Source organism: Aquabacterium sp., from assembly GCF_034003525.1.
Lineage (GTDB): Bacteria > Pseudomonadota > Gammaproteobacteria > Burkholderiales > Burkholderiaceae_C > Aquabacterium.
Genome location: NZ_JAVEYN010000010.1, coordinates 1 through 18,229 on the forward strand (window position 1 = coordinate 1; position 18,229 = coordinate 18,229).

The following is an 18,229-nucleotide window of genomic DNA, read 5'->3' on the forward strand; positions in this document are numbered from 1 at the left end:
CACCTCCAGCACGGCGACGCGGGCAGCGTCAGGCAGATCGGGGCAGGCCTTGGCGATCCTGCCTGGCAGCTGGTCGAAGCGATCGACCACGGCGCCGCTGGCCTTGCCCAGCACGTCGGCCAGCAGGCCGATGGGCGCGTACTCGCCACGTGCCACGGCGTTCTTCAGCTCCTGGCTCTCGCGCTGGCTGCGGGCCAGGGCGGCACGCTCCTGCACCAGGTCGAGATCACCGGTCTCGCCTTTCCGCCCGGCCGCTTGCTCGCGGATGCGCTCACAGTAGGCGATGAGCATCTCCCCAATCGTTGCGTCAGCCGGCAGCTTTCCAGCATTGACCAACGCGCTGATGGCCTGCTGAGAGACGCCGACCAGCTGTCCGATCAGGGCCTGCGTGGCTTTTGCATCAGTGTCGATCAGCACAATACAACCCCTCTAGGAGATCCACGAAACAGTCCGACATCGCGGTTCGAATTACCCGCACCCGCAGGGGCCCAGGAGGACCCAGACCGGGGGGCCCGCCAGTTGCCCCCCCCGATCACAGCAGGCTCCCTTGCTGGCTGAACCGAGCCGTGCGCATGGCCTCGTTGAAGGCGCTGGTGAACTCAGTTGACAGGCTGGCATCGGCAGTGCGCTGCACGATGCCGTAGAAGTCCAGGCGCTTCTTGTAGCTGGTGGACTTGACGAAGACCATGACCGGCTTGAGCGAGCTGCCGAAGCCGGTCTGCACGCGCTGGTACACACCCGGCAACAGGCGCCCGCTGCGCTTTCCCCCCACCGGGTTGACCCAGTAGGTGAAGCCGAACTGACCGTACTGGCTGCTCTTGAGGCCGCCCTTTGCCAGGCGCCGCACCGTGTTGATGTTGGCCTTGTTGAAGCCCGCCTCGGTGTAGCTGCCCAGCACGTTCAGCACCTGGCTGATCTGCCCTCGGCTCATGTTGCCGTTGGCATCCAGTTTGGCGGCAGCACCCGGCACAACGAACCAGCCAGCTGGCAGCATGCCGATGCCGCGCAGGCGGGCCTCCATCGCCTTGAAGCGGCGCGATCCACCCACCACATGCGGTTCGACCATGGTGCGAGAGCTTTCGGCCGAGTTGCGGTCCTTGAACGCCACCTCGGCTTCCAGCTTGGTCTGGGCCTTGCTCGATCGCTTGAGGCGCAGGCTGTTGATCACCCACTCGGTGGGCCGGTCGAACACCTTGCGCATCTCGGCCTGCACTGCCTTCTGACCCTTCTCAGCCACGGCGTTGATGGCGCGGCTGGCCGCGTACTTCACCTGGCTCTCGGCCACGCCCATGGCGCGCTTGAACTCAGCTGTGTTGACATCGATGTTGATCTTCATGCTGTTGGCTCCTGCATGGCCACGAAGGCACCGCCCACGATGGCGGCCAGCTTGGCGGCGTGGTGGAGGTCCGTGGTGGCGTCGAAGGGTGTGCCGACGATGTGGCCCGCCTCGATGGCATAGAAGCGGTTTGGCTGGCCTTTCAAGCCCTCCTTGATACAGCGGTTCACATGGGCATCACCCCATGCTTGGCGGCGCTCCTGGACGATGGTGGCCACTGTTGGCATCTGGCTTCTCAACTCACTCATCACATCCTCTTCTTCTATAAAGGTGCGTTACGGGGTGGTTATGCGTTGGTTACGCCGTGGTTACGCGCTAAGTCCTTGAAGTTACGTGGGTTACGGTGGTTACGGTAGTTTTCTCGTATGGGAGAAATTTGTTCACTTCTCGCACGCGCACACACGCATGTGAGAAATTCCGCGTAACCGCGTAACCCACGTAACTTCAAGGACTTAGCGCGTAACCGGCGCGTAACCTTGACGTAACCAGAGCGCAACCACATGCTCATTCCTCCCCATCCAGCGCACCCGGCGTGCGGCAGAATCGGTTGATGTCGCGCTCGAAGGTCTGCACGCTGTCGCTTGCCCAGGCTCCCTCGCTTGTGCCGTCGGGCGCACCGCACCCCAGCGGCACCCAGCAGCGCACTGCCTTGCGCGAATCGGTCACCGAGTCCTTGAGCTTGATCACCTTGTAAGTCATGGCCGGCGGCTCAAACGATCCGTCCGGCTTGCGGCGCACCCGCTGGTTCACCCACCGACTCACCGCGTTGGTGAAGTTGGACTGGCTCTCAGGCCAGCGCTCACCGTTGCGGTCACACCAGCGGCGGAAGGCGCGGTACAGCTGCTCGGCGGCACACACGCGCACCGGCAAGTCAAGGAAGCCACCGATCCACTCAGCCATGAAGCGCTGCGGCGCCTTCCAAGTCAGCTCGATCAGGTTCTGCTTGGCCCGCGTCATCAGGGGCTTGGTATGCGCGTCGAACCCATCGAGCGGATAGGTCTGCAGGTAGTACAACCACTTGCCCAGGCCACCGTTAGCCTTGAAGTCGCGCACGGCTTGGTACAGCTCGGCCGGGGCCTCCAGCGGGGTGAAGATCACCATGTAGCGGCGGTCACGCTCTTCCAGCGGAAGCGGTTGGCTCTCGTTGGACAGGAACACCACGTTGGCGTGGTTGGACTCCCACCGGGTCTCTTTCATCATCCCGCGAATGGGGAAGCGGTCCTCGGTGGTCACCAGCATCTTGATGCGGTTCTTGTTGTGGTACATCTCCTGGCGCGAGACCACCTCGTCACCGATGATCGCCATCTTGCGCGATACCCAGCCGTTGAACTTGTCCTCCAGCTCGGTTTGCCCCACGGTGATGCCGTACACCCCGAACAGGTCACGCCATGTGTCCCAGTACAGGTTTTTGCCGGTGCCCTGTTCGCCGTGGAAGATGCATGCGGTCTGCATCTTGGTGCCGAGCTTCTGCAATGGCAGGGCCTGCCACTGCAAGACCCAGTGCATCACCGCGTCGGCATCGTCTGCGCTGCCGTCCATGTCCAGCGTGGTCTCGCTGCACAGGTGGCGCAGCAGGGCCAGCATGGGCTCCACGTCAGCGGCGGTGCAGGGAATGGGCTGTAGCTCCAGGCCGGTGAACAGATTGATCTGATGGCTCTCGACATCCAGGCCCGGCTCGAACAGCACGTCCTTGAGATGAACTGAGCGAGCGCGCTCTTCAGATACCCGAGCCAGCCACGCCTTGACCACGGGCTGACCGAAGCGCAGGCGCATGTCAGATACACGCCAGAAGCTCATGTCGCGGTTATCCAGCGCCTGGTCAGAGGCCTCGACCAGGAAGAAGCGCTCAGTCAGCGCATCGACCCTGGCCCAGAAGCTCTCGTCCTGCTCGCCGGCTGCATCGCCAGCCCCCTTCCCCCCTTTGGCGCGAGCGCGGGCCTTGGCAATGGCGCCCGATGCAACATCAGCCACGGCTGGAGGCGCTACATCGGCCATCCATGCGGGCTCCTCCAGATCATTGGCTGCCGCGCTGCTGTCGTCGCTTGGCCCTGCCGAAACGTGAGAGGGGGCGGGAGAGAGTGCCCGGCGCGGCTCGCGCTGAGGGATGGCAACAGGCTTGGCCAGGCCCGAGCGGATGGCGCTGTCCATCGTGGCGTTGATCTCGGCATCGGCCAAGCCCACTGCGCGGGCCGCATCACCCAGGGCGGCGCGGATCACGGTTTCGCTGATTCCGCCCGTTGCCACCAGCCTGGCAAGCCCAAAGGCTTCCTCGTTCAGGACGTTGTTGCGCCCCCCTTCGGTGGTGTTGCGCATGTGCTGCACAGCCCGCTCCAACGCAGCCATGCAGTAGCGCACCGCCTGCTTGTTGGCATCGTAGGCCTGCGCCACCTGGGTGGCTGTGGCTGCACGTTGCTGCACGCGCTGCTCAGCCTTGTCACCCTTGACCAGCTTGTGCAACCAGGCCAGCACATCCGTTCCGATGAAGTTGGCGTGCCGGCACTCTCCAATGGGCTTGGCCGTGACCGTGAAGAACTGGCGCCCGCAGAACACCTCCACGCCCACGTCATTGTCCTTGAACGTCTCGGTGGTGCCGGTGCAGATCACGTGCACGCCGGTACCGCTGGGGCTCAGCTCGGTGTAGCTGCCGCAGTTGGCGATGATGTCGCGGCAGTGCGCGGCCATTTCACCTGTTTCCTGGTCAATGGCCCGGTCCACGTCGATGCCGATCAGGCCATCACCCGGGAGGAACGCAAAGCCCAGGCCAGCCCAGCGCCCAGAACGCAATGCGGCGGTGGCCTGCCCCAGCGTCACCAGTGCGGCTCGGTCCAGATCATGGCCCTGGTCGACTTGGGGCTGCGTCTCAGTGGGCACGCGCTTGCCATCAGCGCCCTTGGGCGGCTGGCCGTTGGGCCACCCCCGCAGATTGCCGTTCACGTAGTACGGCACCTTGCTCGCTTTGTCCTGTCCTGGCTTCTTCACAAAGCGCCACACCAGCCATTGCTGGCGGTCGCGCATGGCTGCCGGGATCTCGCCCAGTCGGCTAATCAAGTCTTGAATGTCTTCACGCACGGTGCTGCAACTTCCTCTTATTGTTGGATGCGTCAAGCGTTGAGGCGGCGCTCTTGTGGCGTCTCGTCCTCGGTGAACTGGGCAAACTCTTGCAGGACCTGCAACGATTCATGCAGCACCTGCAACGCCACTGCGTTTTCGTTGCAGCTCAGCTTCTCGGTAGCCGGCACCGCGGCCGTCATGCGGCCGACAGCGCACAGATAGCTGTGTGCCACCACGCCACGCAGCAGCTTGACCTCATGCGCAGCCATGGCGGCCACGCTGAGTCCATGCTTCTCCATGGCTGACACGAAGGCGTCGTGCAGGGTGGACGGAGGGTGGGAGAAGTCCTTATGCATCGGCTCCCCCGGTGGCCACGTGGTTGAGACCATGGCTGGCCAGCCGGCGGAGTGCTTGCAGGTCTTCGTCGTCAATGAAGCGGGCACGGCTGTCGACCACCTGCAGGCCGGCCACGGCCAGGAGGCCCAGCAGGGCCTCGGCGTGCGCGTTCACCAGCCGGTTGATGGTTGACTTGTCCACGCCCAGCTGGCGTGCAGCCTCGGTCTGGCTGATTTCGCGCAGACGCTGCAACAAAGCGGCCTGCGCGTTGCGTGCAGTTGCAAGCGGATCGCTAGATGATTGGCCCATGTCAAACACCCCCTTCGAGGCTGCTGTGAATGCGAGAGAGAAAAAGCCCCCTGCCGCCACGACGCTGGACGCAATCAGGCGCGGCGAGGAAGAAAACCGGAAGTCCCTGGTGCTCGTTGTTGACGAGGCGACGTGTGGGATTTGCGGCAGGAGGCCGAAAAAGGCGGGCGCCCATGACGTGGCAAAGTTGCCGTCTCACCAACCCCTTCACCAACGAAAGAGCACCCATGGAAAACAGAATCGACCCGCACACGCTGAACGTGCTGCAACAGGCCTTGCGCACACTGACCTTGAGCCTGGCTGCGGCCACCAAGGCCGACTTGCATGTGCTGTCGCAAATGCTCAAGGCCAGCTCGGCCAACGACCAGCTGGAGCCCGAGGCGCGGTTGATGCTGACCGACTTGGCCGAGGGCATGGGCATGCTGGCAACGCAGCTGCAGCCCAAGCCAGCAGCGCAGGCGAACTGAGATGGCGGGTGTCCACAGCCGTGAGAAGATGGAATTCTCAACAACCAGCCCCAAACGACAGGGACACCCATGAAATACTCGACCGAGCAGTTGCTCTTAGCCAACCAAGTACGCATCCGCGTAGAGGAGTTGTTGGACTCGGCATGCCCAACCGACCTGGATGGCGCCGAGCCCAAGCAATGGAAGAACACCAACTTCCCGGCGTATACAAAACGAGCGCTGGCGGAGTTGGAGATGTTTGCAGACCTCATTTCGGAGGCCTCTCAAGGATCACAGCTGACCGCGACCGCCTGATCTCGGCATCCTTGACCAACTGGTCACGCAACTGGTCGACGCTGCTGGCCAGAGTGTGGAGCGCATCAACAATGCGGTCGGCATCCTCACAAGAGAGGATCACGTTCACCGCTTCGGAAGTGATGCCATCACCAGCAGTCACGCAGCGCTCAGCCATGGGCCACCTCCAATTGCTTGGTGCGGACGACATACATGCCGGACAAGTCTTTGACCGTGACCTTGCCCTGCGTGACTTCCTCGATCTGCAACGCCTCAGCCAGGGAGACACGGCGTGTGCCGTGCAACCAGTGGTTGACCTTGCCTTGGCTCACAGCCGGCGTGAGGCGTTGACCAAATTCGGCCTGCGTCAGGCCCTCGGCGAGAAGGTAGTCTTTGAGTTGCATACGTTATCCGTTTTGGATAATTCTAAGACGGATAAGTACGGCTGGCAACCTTTGGCTTTGTCCTTTTTGTTTATTCCAATCTGGATAGCCTGGTGTGAGACTTAAGCCATGCACTCAAACAACAATTGGCGAGACAGGGCTACGATGGCAAGAAAGGCAAAGCGGATCACGCTGGATGCCCTCGCCGAGCGGCTGGACATGTCAACACCCGGAGTGCAGAAGTGGCTCGACGGAACGAGGCAGCCGTCAGTAGATGATGTGAATCGGATGGCTCATGCTCTCAAAGTGCTACCAGCCTGGCTGACTCACGGCCTCGAGCCTGAGGACATGCTTGACGGCCTGCAAGGCAAGGCACGAGATGTGCTTCGCGCTTTGATCATGGCCGAGCGCAGCGGCCCACTCCCAGACGCACTGTGGACATCCATCGAGGCCACCCTGCGACTTGTACGCCCTCAGAGCACCACGATCTCATCCACCCAACCGGCGCCCGGCATCCAAAACCTGCTTGAGGTCAAGCCAGCGGTTAGCACAAGCGATTTCGCGCCCTCTCCCACCAGCCGCGCCAAATGAATCACCTGCCTGATCAATTTCAGGTGCAACTGGCGCAGCCTGATCAGTTCTTAAATCCATACCGCTGGGTGAATGACGAGGAGCAAAACTTCTGCCCCGTCATCCACGCGCGGTTCATGCTGGACGGGCGCCCGATTGACGCCTACGCCAAGCTCATGGACCTACATCTGCCGGCGGGTCAGATTGATTGCCTGAACGAGATATCGGGGTGGTTGATCGCCAAGGCTTGCGGACTCCCCGTTGCAAACAGGGCATTCATCGCGAGCATCCTCGCATCCGACTTGCCGCCGCACGCCGCCATCAGTCAGCGCATCAGCCAACCGGACCAGGCGCTCTACTTCTTCTGCACTGAACAAATCACCGTTGCACAGGCCCGCGGCATCATCCCCAACGAGGCACTGGTGGAAGAGCAGGCCCGCTGGGAACACTGCCACGCCACCATCGCCCTGGACGAATGGTTGGCAAACCCAGATCGGCACCTTTTTAACCTCATCCGCAAGGCGAAGGATCAATTCGCACTCATTGATCACGGCCAGCTGCTACGCAGATCCGATACCGGACCCTGGTGGCACAAGGACGAGTTGCCACAGTTGGTGAACATGATGCTGAGCAATTGCCTTCACCGTCACACCATTCACGTCCGCAACGTCACGGCACCCGAAGCAATCAGCGAAGCCTATTCGCGCTGCGTGGATGACGCCGCCGCACAGGCCCGCAGCTTGGGCAGGGTGTTACATGAAATTTCATTTTGGTGCGGTGCCATTGCCCCCGGGCAAAGTGCGGCATGGCTGCATTTCCTGGTGAACAGAGTGCAAAATGCCAGAACCTTGTTGTCCGCCCGATTTCGGGTCCTGAACCTTGCCTGACCCATGCTGCCACTCCAGACGCTGCTGACGCCCAGAGCCAGCCACACCGGGGTTTCCGGTATGTGGCAGCTCGTGCGCCTCAGCCTGGACCCAGCAACCGGCGAGCAGCTCAATGTTGGCGTCACCTTCACAGACAGAGAGTCCGGCGAGATCACCACGCGCCTGCTCTCCAACGTCGCTGCGTTGCGCTGCCTCTACAACGATGACCTGGCAGAGGATGCCGCTTTCCTGATCGACCAGGCCGAGCATGCCATTGAGCAAGGCGTCCCGCTGCCGGTTAACTGGAACGTTAGCCTCAGCCTTCCCCTGTTTGTGCGCGGCCCATCAGCAAAATCCATCGTTGACGATCTTTTTACCAGGCTTGTCCCATTGGGCACCAAAGAAGCTACGCCCGAGCGGCTGGACACCGACGACCACGTGCATGCCACGCGCAACGTGCGCAAAACAGTCAGGACGCTGCTGACGCGGCACATGAACATCAAGGGCGCCCCTGATTTCTGGCGCTCCAAGCCGGTTGAAACTATCCAGGGAGGACGGCCCGTGCGCGTGGATGTCCAGATTGAGGCGCGTGAGACCGGCACCCCGCTGCACGGAACCATTGCCTCTGCCTGGTACAAGACCCAGTACCACCGCAACGCATACCTGGACAAGGGCGCCACCGCCATGATGATGGCCACCCAGCTCTTCCCCCGCGACCGCAATGTGATGTATCTGCTCTGCCCTTCTCTGCGTGACGGCTTTGACGCAAAGGAAATCAGCCAGATCGAGTCAGATATTGCCTCCATCAAATGGCTGGTAGAGCAAAAGAACGCCTCGCTTGCCGTGTTTGAGTCAGAACGGTTGATGGCTCAGCGCATTCTTTCAGACGTCGGTGCAATCTGATCACTCCACTTTGTTGCAGGGGCAGTGCAGTTGATGCACAATGATCAAATATGAGCAGACACTTTGTCTGTCACTGCCCTCAACACACAGGTGGATCACATGAAGCCTTCCCGCGCACAAGCTGCATCGTCGCGCCAGCCCGCTGAGCTGCGTGTCGAAGTGGTGGCGCGCCTGGATGATGTGAAGCGCAGGGCTGTTCAAGCCAGCAGCCAGCGCAAGAATGCTGTGCCCGATGTGTGCCAGGCATTTGGATTCATGCCCCAACAAGCACGGGGCAATGCAATCATCCGCTGGCGCAATATTTGATGTCTGAAGGCGCATCCCTGGGGGAGCGCGCCATGAGACGTGGCCTAGACCCCTACCGTCCAACCGATTTTTACTATGTGCTGGACAAGTCGTCCAGACAGCCGGACAGGCTTGTCTTGGTGGGTGGCCAGGCACTGGAGGTATGGGGAACCCTGCTGAATGTGCCGGCCCCAGTCGCCCCAGAAAAGCAAGGCAACTACTACCACGCACTGACCCTTGATGCCGACTGGTTGGGCCACCGCGACGATGCTGAATGGCTTGCCGAGCTGTTGGGCGTAGAGCGCACACAACTGTGCATACCAGCCCCAGACGATCCAACCGCCAACACCGCCGTTCTTTATCTGGAGCGGGACAGCAGGATCATGTTGATGGACTTCTTGGCTACGGTAACTGGCCTGGACAACGACGAGATCAAGAAGTTTGCACCTGACGTGGTGATCACCTCAGACTTGGGCCAGCAGTTCAACCTGAGAGTACTTGACCCAATCCACTGCCTGCAAAGCCGGATGTCTAATCTGAAGGCGTATGCCACCAAGCGTGAAGGCAACGGCCCTGACCAAGCTGCGTGGGCAGTTGATCTGGTCAGGGCTTACCTGCTTTACCTGGTCAACAACGGTGCACCTGAGAAGACCATGCGCAGCCAATGCCATCGGGTGGCCGAGCTGGCTGAGTATGGCGCCAAGGCAGCCGAGTTTTGCTTTGCAAACTATGGCATTGACCCGCTGCAGGCCGTGACGGACGACGTCATCACCGCAGCTGGACAACAGTTCCAGGAAATGGACTGGCCCATGACCACCGCCAGAATCAGGGCCAAGCAAGAGCATTGGATTGACAAGGCCAGACGTCTTATGCAACGCCAGATGTGATGCACCCTTGCTGACGCAGCAAAGACCCGCCTTGAGCGGGTTTTTTTACGTGAGACCGAGCCACCACAGCAGATCGCGCACGGCGAACAGCGCAATCAGGAAGACACCAAGACGCGAAAACAGGGTTAGAGGGTCCATCCATAGATTGTCTACATCCGACGTGAGTGCAACCATCCCACTCAGAGGGGAAAACATTTATCCGTTTTGGGTTGACATTGCATTATCCGTTTTGGATAATTAACCATCGACACACCACAGAGGTGACAGATGGATCAGAAAGCAGACTCCCAGGCCCTGCCCACCATTGGCAGCCAGCTCGCCGGCGGCACCTACGCAGGCATCACCACCGGCAAGGACGGCGTGCCCTATGCGCTGATCCTGCTGGACGACAAGCCCGCCGAGCGCTTGACCTGGCGCAAAGCGGTGAACTGGGCCAAGAAGCTCGACGCCGAGCTGCCCACGCGCCCAGAAGGCGCCCTCCTCTTCGCCAACCTCAAGGACAGCTTCGAGCCCGCCGCGCACTGGACCAGCGAGCGGCTTGATTCCTCCTGGGCCTGGTGTCAGAGCTTCAACTACGGCAACCAGAACCTCACCAGCCAGAGCAACGAGCTTCGCGCTCGAGCCGTCCGCAGATTGCCCATTCAGTCTTTGGTCATTTGAGGGGTGCAGCATGCAACACGAAGCAAAAGCTGCGCGCACAGTCAAGGAAGACCGGACCGACTACCTGACCGAGGAGCGTTACGGACACACAGCCGCACACGCCACCATGGCGTTGACTGGGACAGAGTGGGGCGTGACCACCTGGAATACGCGCCCCCGCTCTGTCGGCCGTGTAACTGTGTGCGCGAGCAACGGCCCCTTTGCGTTTCAGGAGTCCATTTCTCCCGTCGAAGCCCGCCTGATCGCCCAAGCCCTGCTGATGGCCGCTGATGACGCCGAGAAGGCGATCGACGCCGCTTACGTCCAGGACGAGGTGACAGCGTGAGCGCCGTCGTCACCTCACACGCAAGCATCCAGCAATCGCTGCCAACGATTCATGGGCACCACACTGCTGAGGAGGCCAGCGCTACGAAGGTTGCGGTTGTAGGCAACCCAGCCCATACCTTCAAGGCCGTCAGGGAATCGGACTTTCGTGCTGGCCAGCTCAGCGTCAATTTCCTCAAGTTGCAACGACTGAGCGCGCACCTCGAGTGCAGCGAAGGTCTCAGCACCTTGCCGGTGAATCTCTGCCTTGCGTGCGGCGACCACGGTGCGCTCAATGATGGAAAGAGTTGCCAGGATCGCCCCGGCCACGGCAGCGATATTCGTACTTCCACCGAGCAATCCCACCACCGCAGCACTGCCGCCCGCCATGCCAATGCCGCCCAGTACAGCGTCGAGGCGGTTGAAAAACCGCTCGTTGAGTCGGTGCACCAGCACGGCGTGCTTGATGTCGAGCATGGCCTCTTGCTTGGTGCGCGGGTAGGTTTGGTCGGCGGCGATGTGATTCATGGCATTCCTGTCAGCTTGACTGGTGGGGGAGGCGGTGGCGGATATCGCAAAGGAGGTGTCTGCGACCTGCCTTCACGCTCTGCGTTTTCCATGGGCGGTCCTTTCGTTGGTGTTGATGGTGTGGGAGCCTTGATGCTATCGGAATGTGACCGCCCACCCTATGCCCCAGTTGAGCGCATCAGGGTGCGGGCCACGGTCATTACCTCTAACGGCGAACGCACTCGGCTGGATGGCGTTTGTCGCAGCCGCAAGGACATGGATGACCTTGTCGAGCGTCTTTATCCCGATGCCCGCATGGTCAGCATGCTGGTGCACCGTGAGGCCACGCCATGCTGAGCTTCGCCCGCGCCTTCATCACCGGCCTGCGCCGCGTCACGTTGTTGGCCCGCCTTCGCCGCCTGGAGCGCGAAGCGGCCTACATGCAGGGCGTGATTGACCGCGCTCCGCTGGCCATCGCCGCGCACCGCGTGCACATCAACCGCACTTTGCTGGACCTGCAGCAACTGGAGCAGCGCCCATGAAAACGCGCATTGATGGCCAGCTGCTCACGCACGCGGAGACGCGCCGCTACACCGATGGGACCACCGTTGTGGTGGTGCTGGTGGCGCCCGACCAGGCGGGATCCCTTCCCGTGTTGGCCGAGCGCGCCTATGGCACCACACCGGCTGGGAGCTATGCCGCCAGCAATTCCGCTCGACTGCTGCGCAAAGGCGCCCGGGTGGAGCTGCACGGCATGGGCCTGAGCTTTGACAAGCACGCAGGCCTACCGGTGGTGCGCCTGCACGCCGTGACCCACATCGGGCACGAGGTGAACCCTTCTTTCTACGAACCTGAAGCGGCCGCCGCCGTTTGAAAACCATGAACTGGATTGTCACTTGCGACGGCCATGAGGCTTCGCTGGAGTTTCCCACTCACGCGGATTATGAGATCGAGCGCATTGCGCACTCGTTGGCACAGATCAATCGCTTCAACGGCCATGCCGCCCGCCCGTACAGCGTGGCCGAGCATAGCCTTCTGGTGTGCGATATCGCCAAGACGAAGCTGGGCCTAGATGCGCACGGCCAGATGGCCGCGCTGATGCACGACGCGCACGAGGCCTTCGTCGGCGATGTGACCAGCCCGATGAAGGGCTTGCTTGGGTCGCCCATGTGCCGCATTGAGATGCGCCACGCCAACTTGATGTCGCTGCGCTATGGCTATCACGTGGCCATGACGGTCAACGCCTACGAGCTGAAGCTGGCCGATCTGATGGCCCTGGCTGTTGAGCGTGCCGCGCTTCTGCCTCACCAGAAGCCTTGCGGCACGCCTTCCACGCCCTGGCCGTGTCTGGACGTGGCGTCTAACCCGTGCATGAGAGGATGGTGGGACGACTTGATGGGCGCCCATCGGGTGGAGGCCACATGGCAGACATGGCGCGATCGGTTCATCCGACGCTTCCAGGAGTTGCAGTTTGAGCGCGCCGAGCTGTCGCACCACCGCCTGGGCTCTGCCTTCGCTGAGGAGGCGGTCTGATGGCCCGCCGCCGCGCATTCACCCCCGGCACGCACCGTTACGCGGTGGCGGAGGCCCTGTCTGGTGGTCAGGATCTGTCTTTTGAGCAGCTGGTGTCCGTGGCTCAGGTTGCATCTGAGCGTGCTACCAATGGCGGCATCAAGTCCGCCTTGAACGGACTGAGCGCCGCCGGGTTTGCCGAGCATGACCACGAGACGCGCACCTGGTCGCTCACCCTTGCAGGGCTGGCCCGCTGGGACGAAGAGCATTCAGGGCCGGCATCGACCCAAACGACATCTGCACACCTGGCGCAGCCGGTGACGGATGTGAATCTGCTGGTGCGCAACGTGAGCCGCGCGGCCATTGTGCCCAGCCCGGTGAACCGCCTGCCTTTCACCCCTCGCGATGGCGCCATGGACTTCGCCCAGCACCCGCGCATTTCTGGACCCTGGCGCATTTGGCCTGATGGGCGCCGCGAGCGGATTGATCAACCAACCACGACAGGGCACCTGGCATGACCCTCTCCAACATTCGCCAAACCGAGCAGGTCACCTGGGTGTCTGCCGATCACCTGCCAGACGTGGACGAGACCGTGATGGTCACGCTGCAGGGCGATGACGAGCCGGTGTGGTTCGGCTTCTTTGACGGCACCGACTGGGTGGATGCCACCACAGGCGGCGAGTTCCTGGGCAAGGTCATCGCCTGGTCAACCATGCCCCGCGGCTTTGTGCCATCGGCTATCCAAGCCAGCGTCATCGAGCAATTGGAGGCGATCGGCCAGCAGCGCCTGCCGATGGATGAGCCCACCCACCACCAGGAGCACGCACTGTGAGCCACGCCCAGCCCAATCAGGCCCTGCGCCTGGAATTGAACAACACCGGCGCATGGAAGGTGATTCTGCGCTTCCTGGCAGACGACGCGCACGCGACCGGCGTAGTGCAGGAGAGCACCTACCAGCTGGCCCGCCTGGATACGAAGTCGAAGTGGCGCATCAGCACCGACGAGGCCCAGCCGAAGGCGCTGGCGTACTGCACGCATGACCAAGGGTGGATCAAGACATGACGACAGGCCACTACACCCTGTGGGACGAGCTGCGCGCCGATCCGGTGCAGCCTTTGTCCATCAAGGACCGCTTGAATACGGTTGGCAAGATGGCTGACAGCATGGCAGCACTGAAGCTGGACCCGAACCCCAACGTGGAGGACTGGCGGCGCCTGTCTGACATGGTCAACATGGTTCACACGCTGTGCGACATGGGCGAGATGCTTGACAGCCATGCGCTGCTCGGTGATGTGTTCGAGGCGATGGTGAAGGCATCTGACCGCTACAAGGCGGGCCAGCCCCTGCGCTTTGACGTCCCAGGCGTGCAGGCCATGGACGCGCTGTTCCAGGATTTCAGCGAGGCGGTCAGCGTTCTGTCTGCCCGCACCATGATCCGCTGCCACCGACTGACCGTGAAGCGCCTGCAGGCCATCCGCAAGGGGCAGCAGAAGGTCAGCGGCCGTGTGGTCGCCATTTAAACGGAGCCCGAGATGGACAACCTGAGACGGACCACCAAGACCAATGGCTCGAACACCTCACCCATTGGATTTAAGCCCCAGGGCGGCGTCACCGACCGCTACTGCGTGAAGTGCAAGACCTGGATGCCATCGAAGGGCGGCAAGCAGATTCCCGGCACGAAGCTGTGGATCTGCTCAATGGACCACAGCAAGCCCAAAGCTGCCACGCCCACCACGGAGGAAGCATGAGCCGCGCACCTTCCACAGATGCCAAGGAAACCAGCTACTACGGCTGGACCGACACCATACCGCCCGATCAGATCGAGGCATCGCACCCACCCTATGCCCAGCCTGCACGACCAGGACGAGGTGGATCACGTCATCCACTCGACGTTCTGGGACATGGGCATGCGTGCGATGCCCACGCCAAATCCAAGGACCACACCAAAGGCCCGAGGCCATCTGAGCGCATGCGCTCTCGTGGCTGCCGCCATAGCAGGCGGATATGCATTTGGCAGTGCCCTGGTAGCACTGAGCAACCTTTGACGAGCGCCGCCGCTCGACCCATCAACATCTTCACAACGACAGGAGCAACCGTGCCCTCTCAAATCGCAAAGCCGCCCCTCAACGAGGGCGAGATCTACATCGGCCTCATTGGCGACGCCACCGGTGAGGCCTATCACCTGGTGCTGCTTCCGGGCGACAACGACGACGCAACACACCAGGAGCAGCTGGAATGGGCCAAGAGCATCGGCGGAGACCTGCCCAACCGAATCGAGCAGGCCATGCTTTGGGCGAACCACCGCGACCAGTTCCAGAAGGACTGGTACTGGAGCAACGAGACGCACCACAACGATTCCTCCTGGGCCTGGTGTCAGACCTTCGTCATCGGCCGCCAGTACGACCTCAGCCAGCGCCACGAGCTTCGCGCTCGAGCCGTCCGCAGATTGCCCATTTGATCATTTACCCATTTGAAAGGTTTTCACATGTCCACCGTGACCATTGATGCCGTCATCGCCAAGCAGGCCGAACTCACCAAGATGATCGAGGCCCTGCAGAGCGCCACCTCGTTCACCTATGGCATTCCAGAGGCCATGATCGACCTCAAGGCTGGCGAGCGTTACGCCGGCATCGTTCTGAGCGAAGACGGCGAGCCCGCACACCACCTGGTTCTGCTGCCAGGTGAAGCCGAGGATGTGACCTGGGAACAGGCCAAGGAGTGGGCGGCCAAGCAGGGTGGTGATCTGCCCACACGCCAGGAGCAGGCGCTGCTATTCGCCAACCTCAAAAGCCAGTTCAAGCCAAATTGGCACTGGTCCAACCAGGCGCACGAGACCAATTCCTCCTGGGCCTGGTATCAGACCTTCAGCAACGGCAACCAGACCCTCAGCAGCCAGGACTACGAGCTTCGCGCTCGAGCCGTCCGCAGATTGGTCATTGAGTAATTCAGTCATTTAATCAGCATGGCCACCCACACCCACCTGCCCATCTACAAGGTCGCCTATGACCTGCTCGACGTCGTGACTGACCTGGTCAAGAACATGCAACGCGACTTCAAGCGCTCGATCGGTGAAAAGATCACCTCCGAGTGCATTGAAATCACCGTGCTGGTCTTCCGGGCTAACGTCGCACAGGACAAGGACCCCCACCTGCTCGACCTGCTCGAGCGCCTGCAGGTGATCGAACTAATGGTGCGCCTCGCCATGGACAAGCGGCTGATTTCCAAGCCCGCCTACGCCAAGGCCGTAGAGCTCACCACCAGCATCGGCAAGCAGGCCAATGGGTGGCGCCGCAGCGCTATTCGCCCGCAACATGGAGGTCAAGGCCGTCATGTCTGAGCGATCTTTCAATCTGGTCGTGCCGCTGGCTCATAAGGCCACCGACATGCTCATCACGGAGACCCCTGGCAGCGCGCCAGAAAGGTCCGGCGCAGTTTCCCCGCTGAGCACTCGGCAGGGCGACGTGAGAAGCACGATGGGTCCTCCTGGGCCTGGTATCAGAACTTCAACAACGGCAACCAGAACAACAACAACCAGAACAACGAGCTTCGCGCTCGAGCCGTCCGCAGATTGGAGCGCACCTGCTGACCTGACTTTCTCTGACCTGGTGCAGGCGTACTTTGACTGCCGCCGCACCAAACGCAACAGCGCCAGTGCTCTGGCCTTCGAGGCCAGCCTGGAGCGCAACCTGCGCGACCTCTATGACGAACTGGTGGCCGGCGCCTATCAGCCCGGCCGATCAATCTGCTTCGTCATCACCCACCCGAAGCCACGTGAGGTCTGGGCGGCAGAGTTCCGCGACCGTGTGGTGCACCACCTGCTGAACAACCGCATTGCACCGCGCTTCTATGCCAGGTTCATTGCCGACAGCTGCGCCTGCATCCCTAGACGCGGCACCCTGTACGCCGGCCAGCGCCTCGAGGACAAGGTGCGTAGCATCACCCAGAACTGGCAGCGGCCCGCCAACTACCTCAAGTGCGATCTGGCCAACTTCTTCGTCAGCATCGACAAGCGCATCTTGGCGGGCCTGCTCGACAGGCACGTCACAGAGCCGTGGTGGCGCGCGCTAATGCACACCATCCTGTTTCACGACCCGCGTCAGAACTTCGAGCTGCGTGGCGAGGCCAGCCTACTGGCCCTGGTCCCACGCCACAAGCGCCTGACAGAGCACCCTGCGCACCTTGGCCTGCCCATCGGCAACCTGTCGAGCCAGTTCTTTGCCAACGTCTACCTCAACGAGCTGGACCAGTTCGTGAAGCACGGCCTGCGTGCCCGGCACTACATCCGCTATGTGGATGACTTCGTGCTGTTGCACGAGTCCACGGAGTGGCTCAGCCAGGCGCGCCAGCGGATTGACGCCTTCCTGCAAGAGAAGCTGGCCGCCCAGCTCAACCCGCGCAAGACCATCCTGCAGCCACTGAGCCGCGGCGTCGACTTCGTTGGGCAGGTGATCAAGCCATGGCGCCGGACGACACGCAGGAAGACGCTGAGCGTGGCACTGGACCGGATCAAACATGCCGATGCAGATGAGCTGTTTGAGAGCGCGAACAGCTACTTCGGCCTTCTGCGGCAGGCCACACACAGCCATCACGACCGGGCGCAGCTGGCGAACCTTCTGCGGGATCGTGGGCACACCGTCAAGGCTGACTTGACCAAGACCTATCGGAGAACGCTATGACCTACTTCTACACCCCATCCGAACTGGCTTACCTGCGCGAGCACTACGCCAACACGCCGAACGACATAATCGGCAAGGTGCTGGCCCGCAACCCTCGCAGCGTGGCGCAGAAGGCCCGCAAGCTGGGCCTGCAGAAGTCGGCCGAGTTCCTGGCAGAGCACGGCGGGCGCTTCCAGGCTGGTCTCAAGCCGTGGAATAAGGGCGTTCCAGGATCAACTGGCACCCAGGAAGCATGCCGCGCCACCCAGTTTAAGAAGGGCCGCGCCGCTGAGCTGTCGGCCAACTACAGGCCCATTGGCTCCATCCGCGTCGCCAAGGGCGGCATCCTGGAGCAGAAAGTGACCGACGACCGCAGCCTCTACCCGGCCCGCCGCTGGAAGTCAGTGCACAGCCTGGTGTGGGAGCGCGAAGTGGGCCCCATCCCAGCCGGCCACATCATCGTGTTCAAGCCAGGCCAGTTCACCGACCAGCTGGATCAGATCACCATCGATCGCCTGGAGTGCATCACCCGCCGCGAGAACATGCTGCGCAACACCGTGCACCGTTACGGCAAAGAGATCGCACAACTCATTCAGCTGCGCGCCGCGATCAGCCGCCAGTTGAACAAGAAGGAAAAGGAGCTGCACCAATGAGCCAAACCATTGAAGACCTGCGCGCCACGTTGTTTGCCACACTGGCTGGCGTGAAGGATGGCACGGTAGCCCTGGACACTGCCCGATCGATCAACGAGATCAGCAAAACCATCATCGACACCGCCAAGGTGGAGGTGGACTACATCCGCGCGCTGGAAGGCGAAGGCCACAGCGCCTTCATCCAGCCCGACAAGGGCGGCACCCGCCCGGCGCTGCCCGGCGAGGCCATGAACGGCATCAAGAGCATCACCCGGCACGTGCTGGAGGGCTGAG

The 18,229-nt window shown here is 61.8% G+C and carries 31 protein-coding genes; 23 read left to right on the top strand and 8 right to left on the bottom strand.

Translation table 11 applies throughout. The features are described from left to right. From RBT42_RS07580 to RBT42_RS07605, 6 genes are all read right to left on the bottom strand, one after another. On the bottom strand, nucleotides 1-417 hold a 417-nt coding region (locus tag RBT42_RS07580; protein WP_320363723.1), incomplete at its 3' end, for a hypothetical protein. A 115-nt stretch (nucleotides 418-532) separates the two neighbouring features. Further along, complete coding sequence (locus RBT42_RS07585; RefSeq protein ID WP_320363725.1) at nucleotides 533-1,336, bottom strand: hypothetical protein; 804 nt, start codon at nucleotides 1,334-1,336, stop codon at nucleotides 533-535. Beyond that, on the bottom strand, nucleotides 1,333-1,584 hold the full coding sequence (locus RBT42_RS07590) for a hypothetical protein (RefSeq protein WP_320363728.1): 252 nt from the start codon (nucleotides 1,582-1,584) through the stop codon (nucleotides 1,333-1,335). The genes RBT42_RS07585 and RBT42_RS07590 overlap by 4 nt, the downstream gene beginning before the upstream one ends. Before the next feature lie 256 nt (nucleotides 1,585-1,840). After that, nucleotides 1,841-4,405: a DUF5906 domain-containing protein gene (locus RBT42_RS07595; RefSeq protein WP_320363729.1), complete on the bottom strand. Its 2,565-nt coding sequence runs from the start codon at nucleotides 4,403-4,405 to the stop codon at nucleotides 1,841-1,843. A gap of 32 nt (nucleotides 4,406-4,437) precedes the next feature. Further along, nucleotides 4,438-4,743 (bottom strand): hypothetical protein, encoded by a 306-nt coding sequence (locus RBT42_RS07600; protein ID WP_320363731.1) that lies wholly within the window; start codon nucleotides 4,741-4,743, stop codon nucleotides 4,438-4,440. Beyond that, nucleotides 4,736-5,032 carry a helix-turn-helix transcriptional regulator gene (locus tag RBT42_RS07605; protein WP_320363732.1) on the bottom strand — a complete coding sequence of 99 codons (297 nt, stop codon included), beginning with the start codon at nucleotides 5,030-5,032 and terminating at the stop codon, nucleotides 4,736-4,738. Before RBT42_RS07605 ends, RBT42_RS07600 begins: the two co-directional genes overlap by 8 nt. Before the next feature lie 227 nt (nucleotides 5,033-5,259). On the opposite strand from RBT42_RS07605, the gene RBT42_RS07610 reads away from it, so the two are divergent. Then, a complete protein-coding gene (locus RBT42_RS07610; protein ID WP_320363734.1) occupies nucleotides 5,260-5,499 on the top strand; it encodes a hypothetical protein in 240 nt (79 codons plus the stop codon). Nucleotides 5,500-5,568: 69 nt separating this feature from the next. Continuing rightward, nucleotides 5,569-5,793, top strand: coding sequence for a hypothetical protein (locus RBT42_RS07615; RefSeq protein ID WP_320363737.1), 225 nt, complete (start codon nucleotides 5,569-5,571; stop codon nucleotides 5,791-5,793). A 149-nt stretch (nucleotides 5,794-5,942) separates the two neighbouring features. On the opposite strand, the gene RBT42_RS07620 is transcribed toward RBT42_RS07615, so the two are convergent. Further along, nucleotides 5,943-6,176: a helix-turn-helix domain-containing protein gene (locus tag RBT42_RS07620; protein ID WP_320363739.1), complete on the bottom strand. Its 234-nt coding sequence runs from the start codon at nucleotides 6,174-6,176 to the stop codon at nucleotides 5,943-5,945. Between the two features lie 108 nt (nucleotides 6,177-6,284). Here RBT42_RS07620 and RBT42_RS07625 point away from each other — a divergent pair, with 108 nt between their 5' ends. From RBT42_RS07625 to RBT42_RS07655, 7 genes are all read left to right on the top strand, one after another. Next, a complete protein-coding gene (locus RBT42_RS07625) occupies nucleotides 6,285-6,746 on the top strand; it encodes a helix-turn-helix transcriptional regulator (protein WP_320363741.1) in 462 nt (153 codons plus the stop codon). Continuing rightward, complete coding sequence (locus RBT42_RS07630) at nucleotides 6,743-7,612, top strand: hypothetical protein (protein ID WP_320363743.1); 870 nt, start codon at nucleotides 6,743-6,745, stop codon at nucleotides 7,610-7,612. Before RBT42_RS07625 ends, RBT42_RS07630 begins: the two co-directional genes overlap by 4 nt. A gap of 3 nt (nucleotides 7,613-7,615) precedes the next feature. Then, nucleotides 7,616-8,494: a hypothetical protein gene (locus RBT42_RS07635; protein WP_320363745.1), complete on the top strand. Its 879-nt coding sequence runs from the start codon at nucleotides 7,616-7,618 to the stop codon at nucleotides 8,492-8,494. A gap of 99 nt (nucleotides 8,495-8,593) precedes the next feature. After that, nucleotides 8,594-8,800 carry a hypothetical protein gene (locus RBT42_RS07640; protein WP_320363747.1) on the top strand — a complete coding sequence of 69 codons (207 nt, stop codon included), beginning with the start codon at nucleotides 8,594-8,596 and terminating at the stop codon, nucleotides 8,798-8,800. A gap of 32 nt (nucleotides 8,801-8,832) precedes the next feature. Then, on the top strand, nucleotides 8,833-9,666 hold the full coding sequence (locus tag RBT42_RS07645) for a hypothetical protein (RefSeq protein ID WP_320363749.1): 834 nt from the start codon (nucleotides 8,833-8,835) through the stop codon (nucleotides 9,664-9,666). Nucleotides 9,667-9,933: 267 nt separating this feature from the next. Continuing rightward, the gene (locus RBT42_RS07650) at nucleotides 9,934-10,326 is read left to right on the top strand and encodes a DUF1566 domain-containing protein (protein ID WP_320363751.1); all 393 of its coding nucleotides are present in this window, start codon (nucleotides 9,934-9,936) and stop codon (nucleotides 10,324-10,326) included. Between the two features lie 10 nt (nucleotides 10,327-10,336). After that, nucleotides 10,337-10,651, top strand: coding sequence for a hypothetical protein (locus tag RBT42_RS07655; RefSeq protein ID WP_320363752.1), 315 nt, complete (start codon nucleotides 10,337-10,339; stop codon nucleotides 10,649-10,651). A gap of 14 nt (nucleotides 10,652-10,665) precedes the next feature. Here RBT42_RS07655 and RBT42_RS07660 read toward each other — a convergent pair whose 3' ends face one another. Further along, nucleotides 10,666-11,157, bottom strand: coding sequence for a hypothetical protein (locus tag RBT42_RS07660; RefSeq protein WP_320363754.1), 492 nt, complete (start codon nucleotides 11,155-11,157; stop codon nucleotides 10,666-10,668). Between the two features lie 329 nt (nucleotides 11,158-11,486). On the opposite strand from RBT42_RS07660, the gene RBT42_RS07665 reads away from it, so the two are divergent. From RBT42_RS07665 to RBT42_RS07730, 14 genes are all read left to right on the top strand, one after another. After that, nucleotides 11,487-11,678, top strand: a complete 192-nt coding sequence (locus RBT42_RS07665) for a hypothetical protein (RefSeq protein ID WP_320363756.1) — start codon at nucleotides 11,487-11,489, stop codon at nucleotides 11,676-11,678. Beyond that, a complete protein-coding gene (locus RBT42_RS07670; protein ID WP_320363758.1) occupies nucleotides 11,675-12,010 on the top strand; it encodes a hypothetical protein in 336 nt (111 codons plus the stop codon). The genes RBT42_RS07665 and RBT42_RS07670 overlap by 4 nt, the downstream gene beginning before the upstream one ends. A gap of 5 nt (nucleotides 12,011-12,015) precedes the next feature. Continuing rightward, nucleotides 12,016-12,669: a hypothetical protein gene (locus RBT42_RS07675; protein ID WP_320363760.1), complete on the top strand. Its 654-nt coding sequence runs from the start codon at nucleotides 12,016-12,018 to the stop codon at nucleotides 12,667-12,669. After that, on the top strand, nucleotides 12,669-13,166 hold the full coding sequence (locus RBT42_RS07680; RefSeq protein WP_320363762.1) for a hypothetical protein: 498 nt from the start codon (nucleotides 12,669-12,671) through the stop codon (nucleotides 13,164-13,166). Before RBT42_RS07675 ends, RBT42_RS07680 begins: the two co-directional genes overlap by 1 nt. After that, nucleotides 13,163-13,480 (top strand): hypothetical protein, encoded by a 318-nt coding sequence (locus RBT42_RS07685; protein ID WP_320363764.1) that lies wholly within the window; start codon nucleotides 13,163-13,165, stop codon nucleotides 13,478-13,480. The genes RBT42_RS07680 and RBT42_RS07685 overlap by 4 nt, the downstream gene beginning before the upstream one ends. Beyond that, a complete protein-coding gene (locus RBT42_RS07690) occupies nucleotides 13,477-13,710 on the top strand; it encodes a hypothetical protein (RefSeq protein WP_320363766.1) in 234 nt (77 codons plus the stop codon). Before RBT42_RS07685 ends, RBT42_RS07690 begins: the two co-directional genes overlap by 4 nt. After that, nucleotides 13,707-14,168: a hypothetical protein gene (locus RBT42_RS07695; RefSeq protein ID WP_320363768.1), complete on the top strand. Its 462-nt coding sequence runs from the start codon at nucleotides 13,707-13,709 to the stop codon at nucleotides 14,166-14,168. Before RBT42_RS07690 ends, RBT42_RS07695 begins: the two co-directional genes overlap by 4 nt. 12 nt (nucleotides 14,169-14,180) lie before the next feature. After that, entirely contained in the window at nucleotides 14,181-14,396 is a 216-nt protein-coding gene (locus RBT42_RS07700) for a hypothetical protein (protein ID WP_320363770.1), read from the top strand. A 347-nt stretch (nucleotides 14,397-14,743) separates the two neighbouring features. Continuing rightward, nucleotides 14,744-15,106 (top strand): DUF1566 domain-containing protein, encoded by a 363-nt coding sequence (locus RBT42_RS07705; protein ID WP_320363772.1) that lies wholly within the window; start codon nucleotides 14,744-14,746, stop codon nucleotides 15,104-15,106. A gap of 27 nt (nucleotides 15,107-15,133) precedes the next feature. Next, nucleotides 15,134-15,592: a DUF1566 domain-containing protein gene (locus RBT42_RS07710; RefSeq protein ID WP_320363774.1), complete on the top strand. Its 459-nt coding sequence runs from the start codon at nucleotides 15,134-15,136 to the stop codon at nucleotides 15,590-15,592. Between the two features lie 18 nt (nucleotides 15,593-15,610). After that, entirely contained in the window at nucleotides 15,611-15,985 is a 375-nt protein-coding gene (locus RBT42_RS07715; RefSeq protein ID WP_320363776.1) for a four helix bundle protein, read from the top strand. After that, nucleotides 15,960-17,324 carry an RNA-directed DNA polymerase gene (locus tag RBT42_RS07720; RefSeq protein WP_320363778.1) on the top strand — a complete coding sequence of 455 codons (1,365 nt, stop codon included), beginning with the start codon at nucleotides 15,960-15,962 and terminating at the stop codon, nucleotides 17,322-17,324. Before RBT42_RS07715 ends, RBT42_RS07720 begins: the two co-directional genes overlap by 26 nt. Next, a complete protein-coding gene (locus tag RBT42_RS07725; RefSeq protein ID WP_320363779.1) occupies nucleotides 17,321-17,956 on the top strand; it encodes an HNH endonuclease signature motif containing protein in 636 nt (211 codons plus the stop codon). Before RBT42_RS07720 ends, RBT42_RS07725 begins: the two co-directional genes overlap by 4 nt. Then, nucleotides 17,953-18,228 (top strand): hypothetical protein, encoded by a 276-nt coding sequence (locus RBT42_RS07730; RefSeq protein WP_320363781.1) that lies wholly within the window; start codon nucleotides 17,953-17,955, stop codon nucleotides 18,226-18,228. Before RBT42_RS07725 ends, RBT42_RS07730 begins: the two co-directional genes overlap by 4 nt. The last annotated feature ends 1 nt before the right edge of the window (nucleotide 18,229 follow it).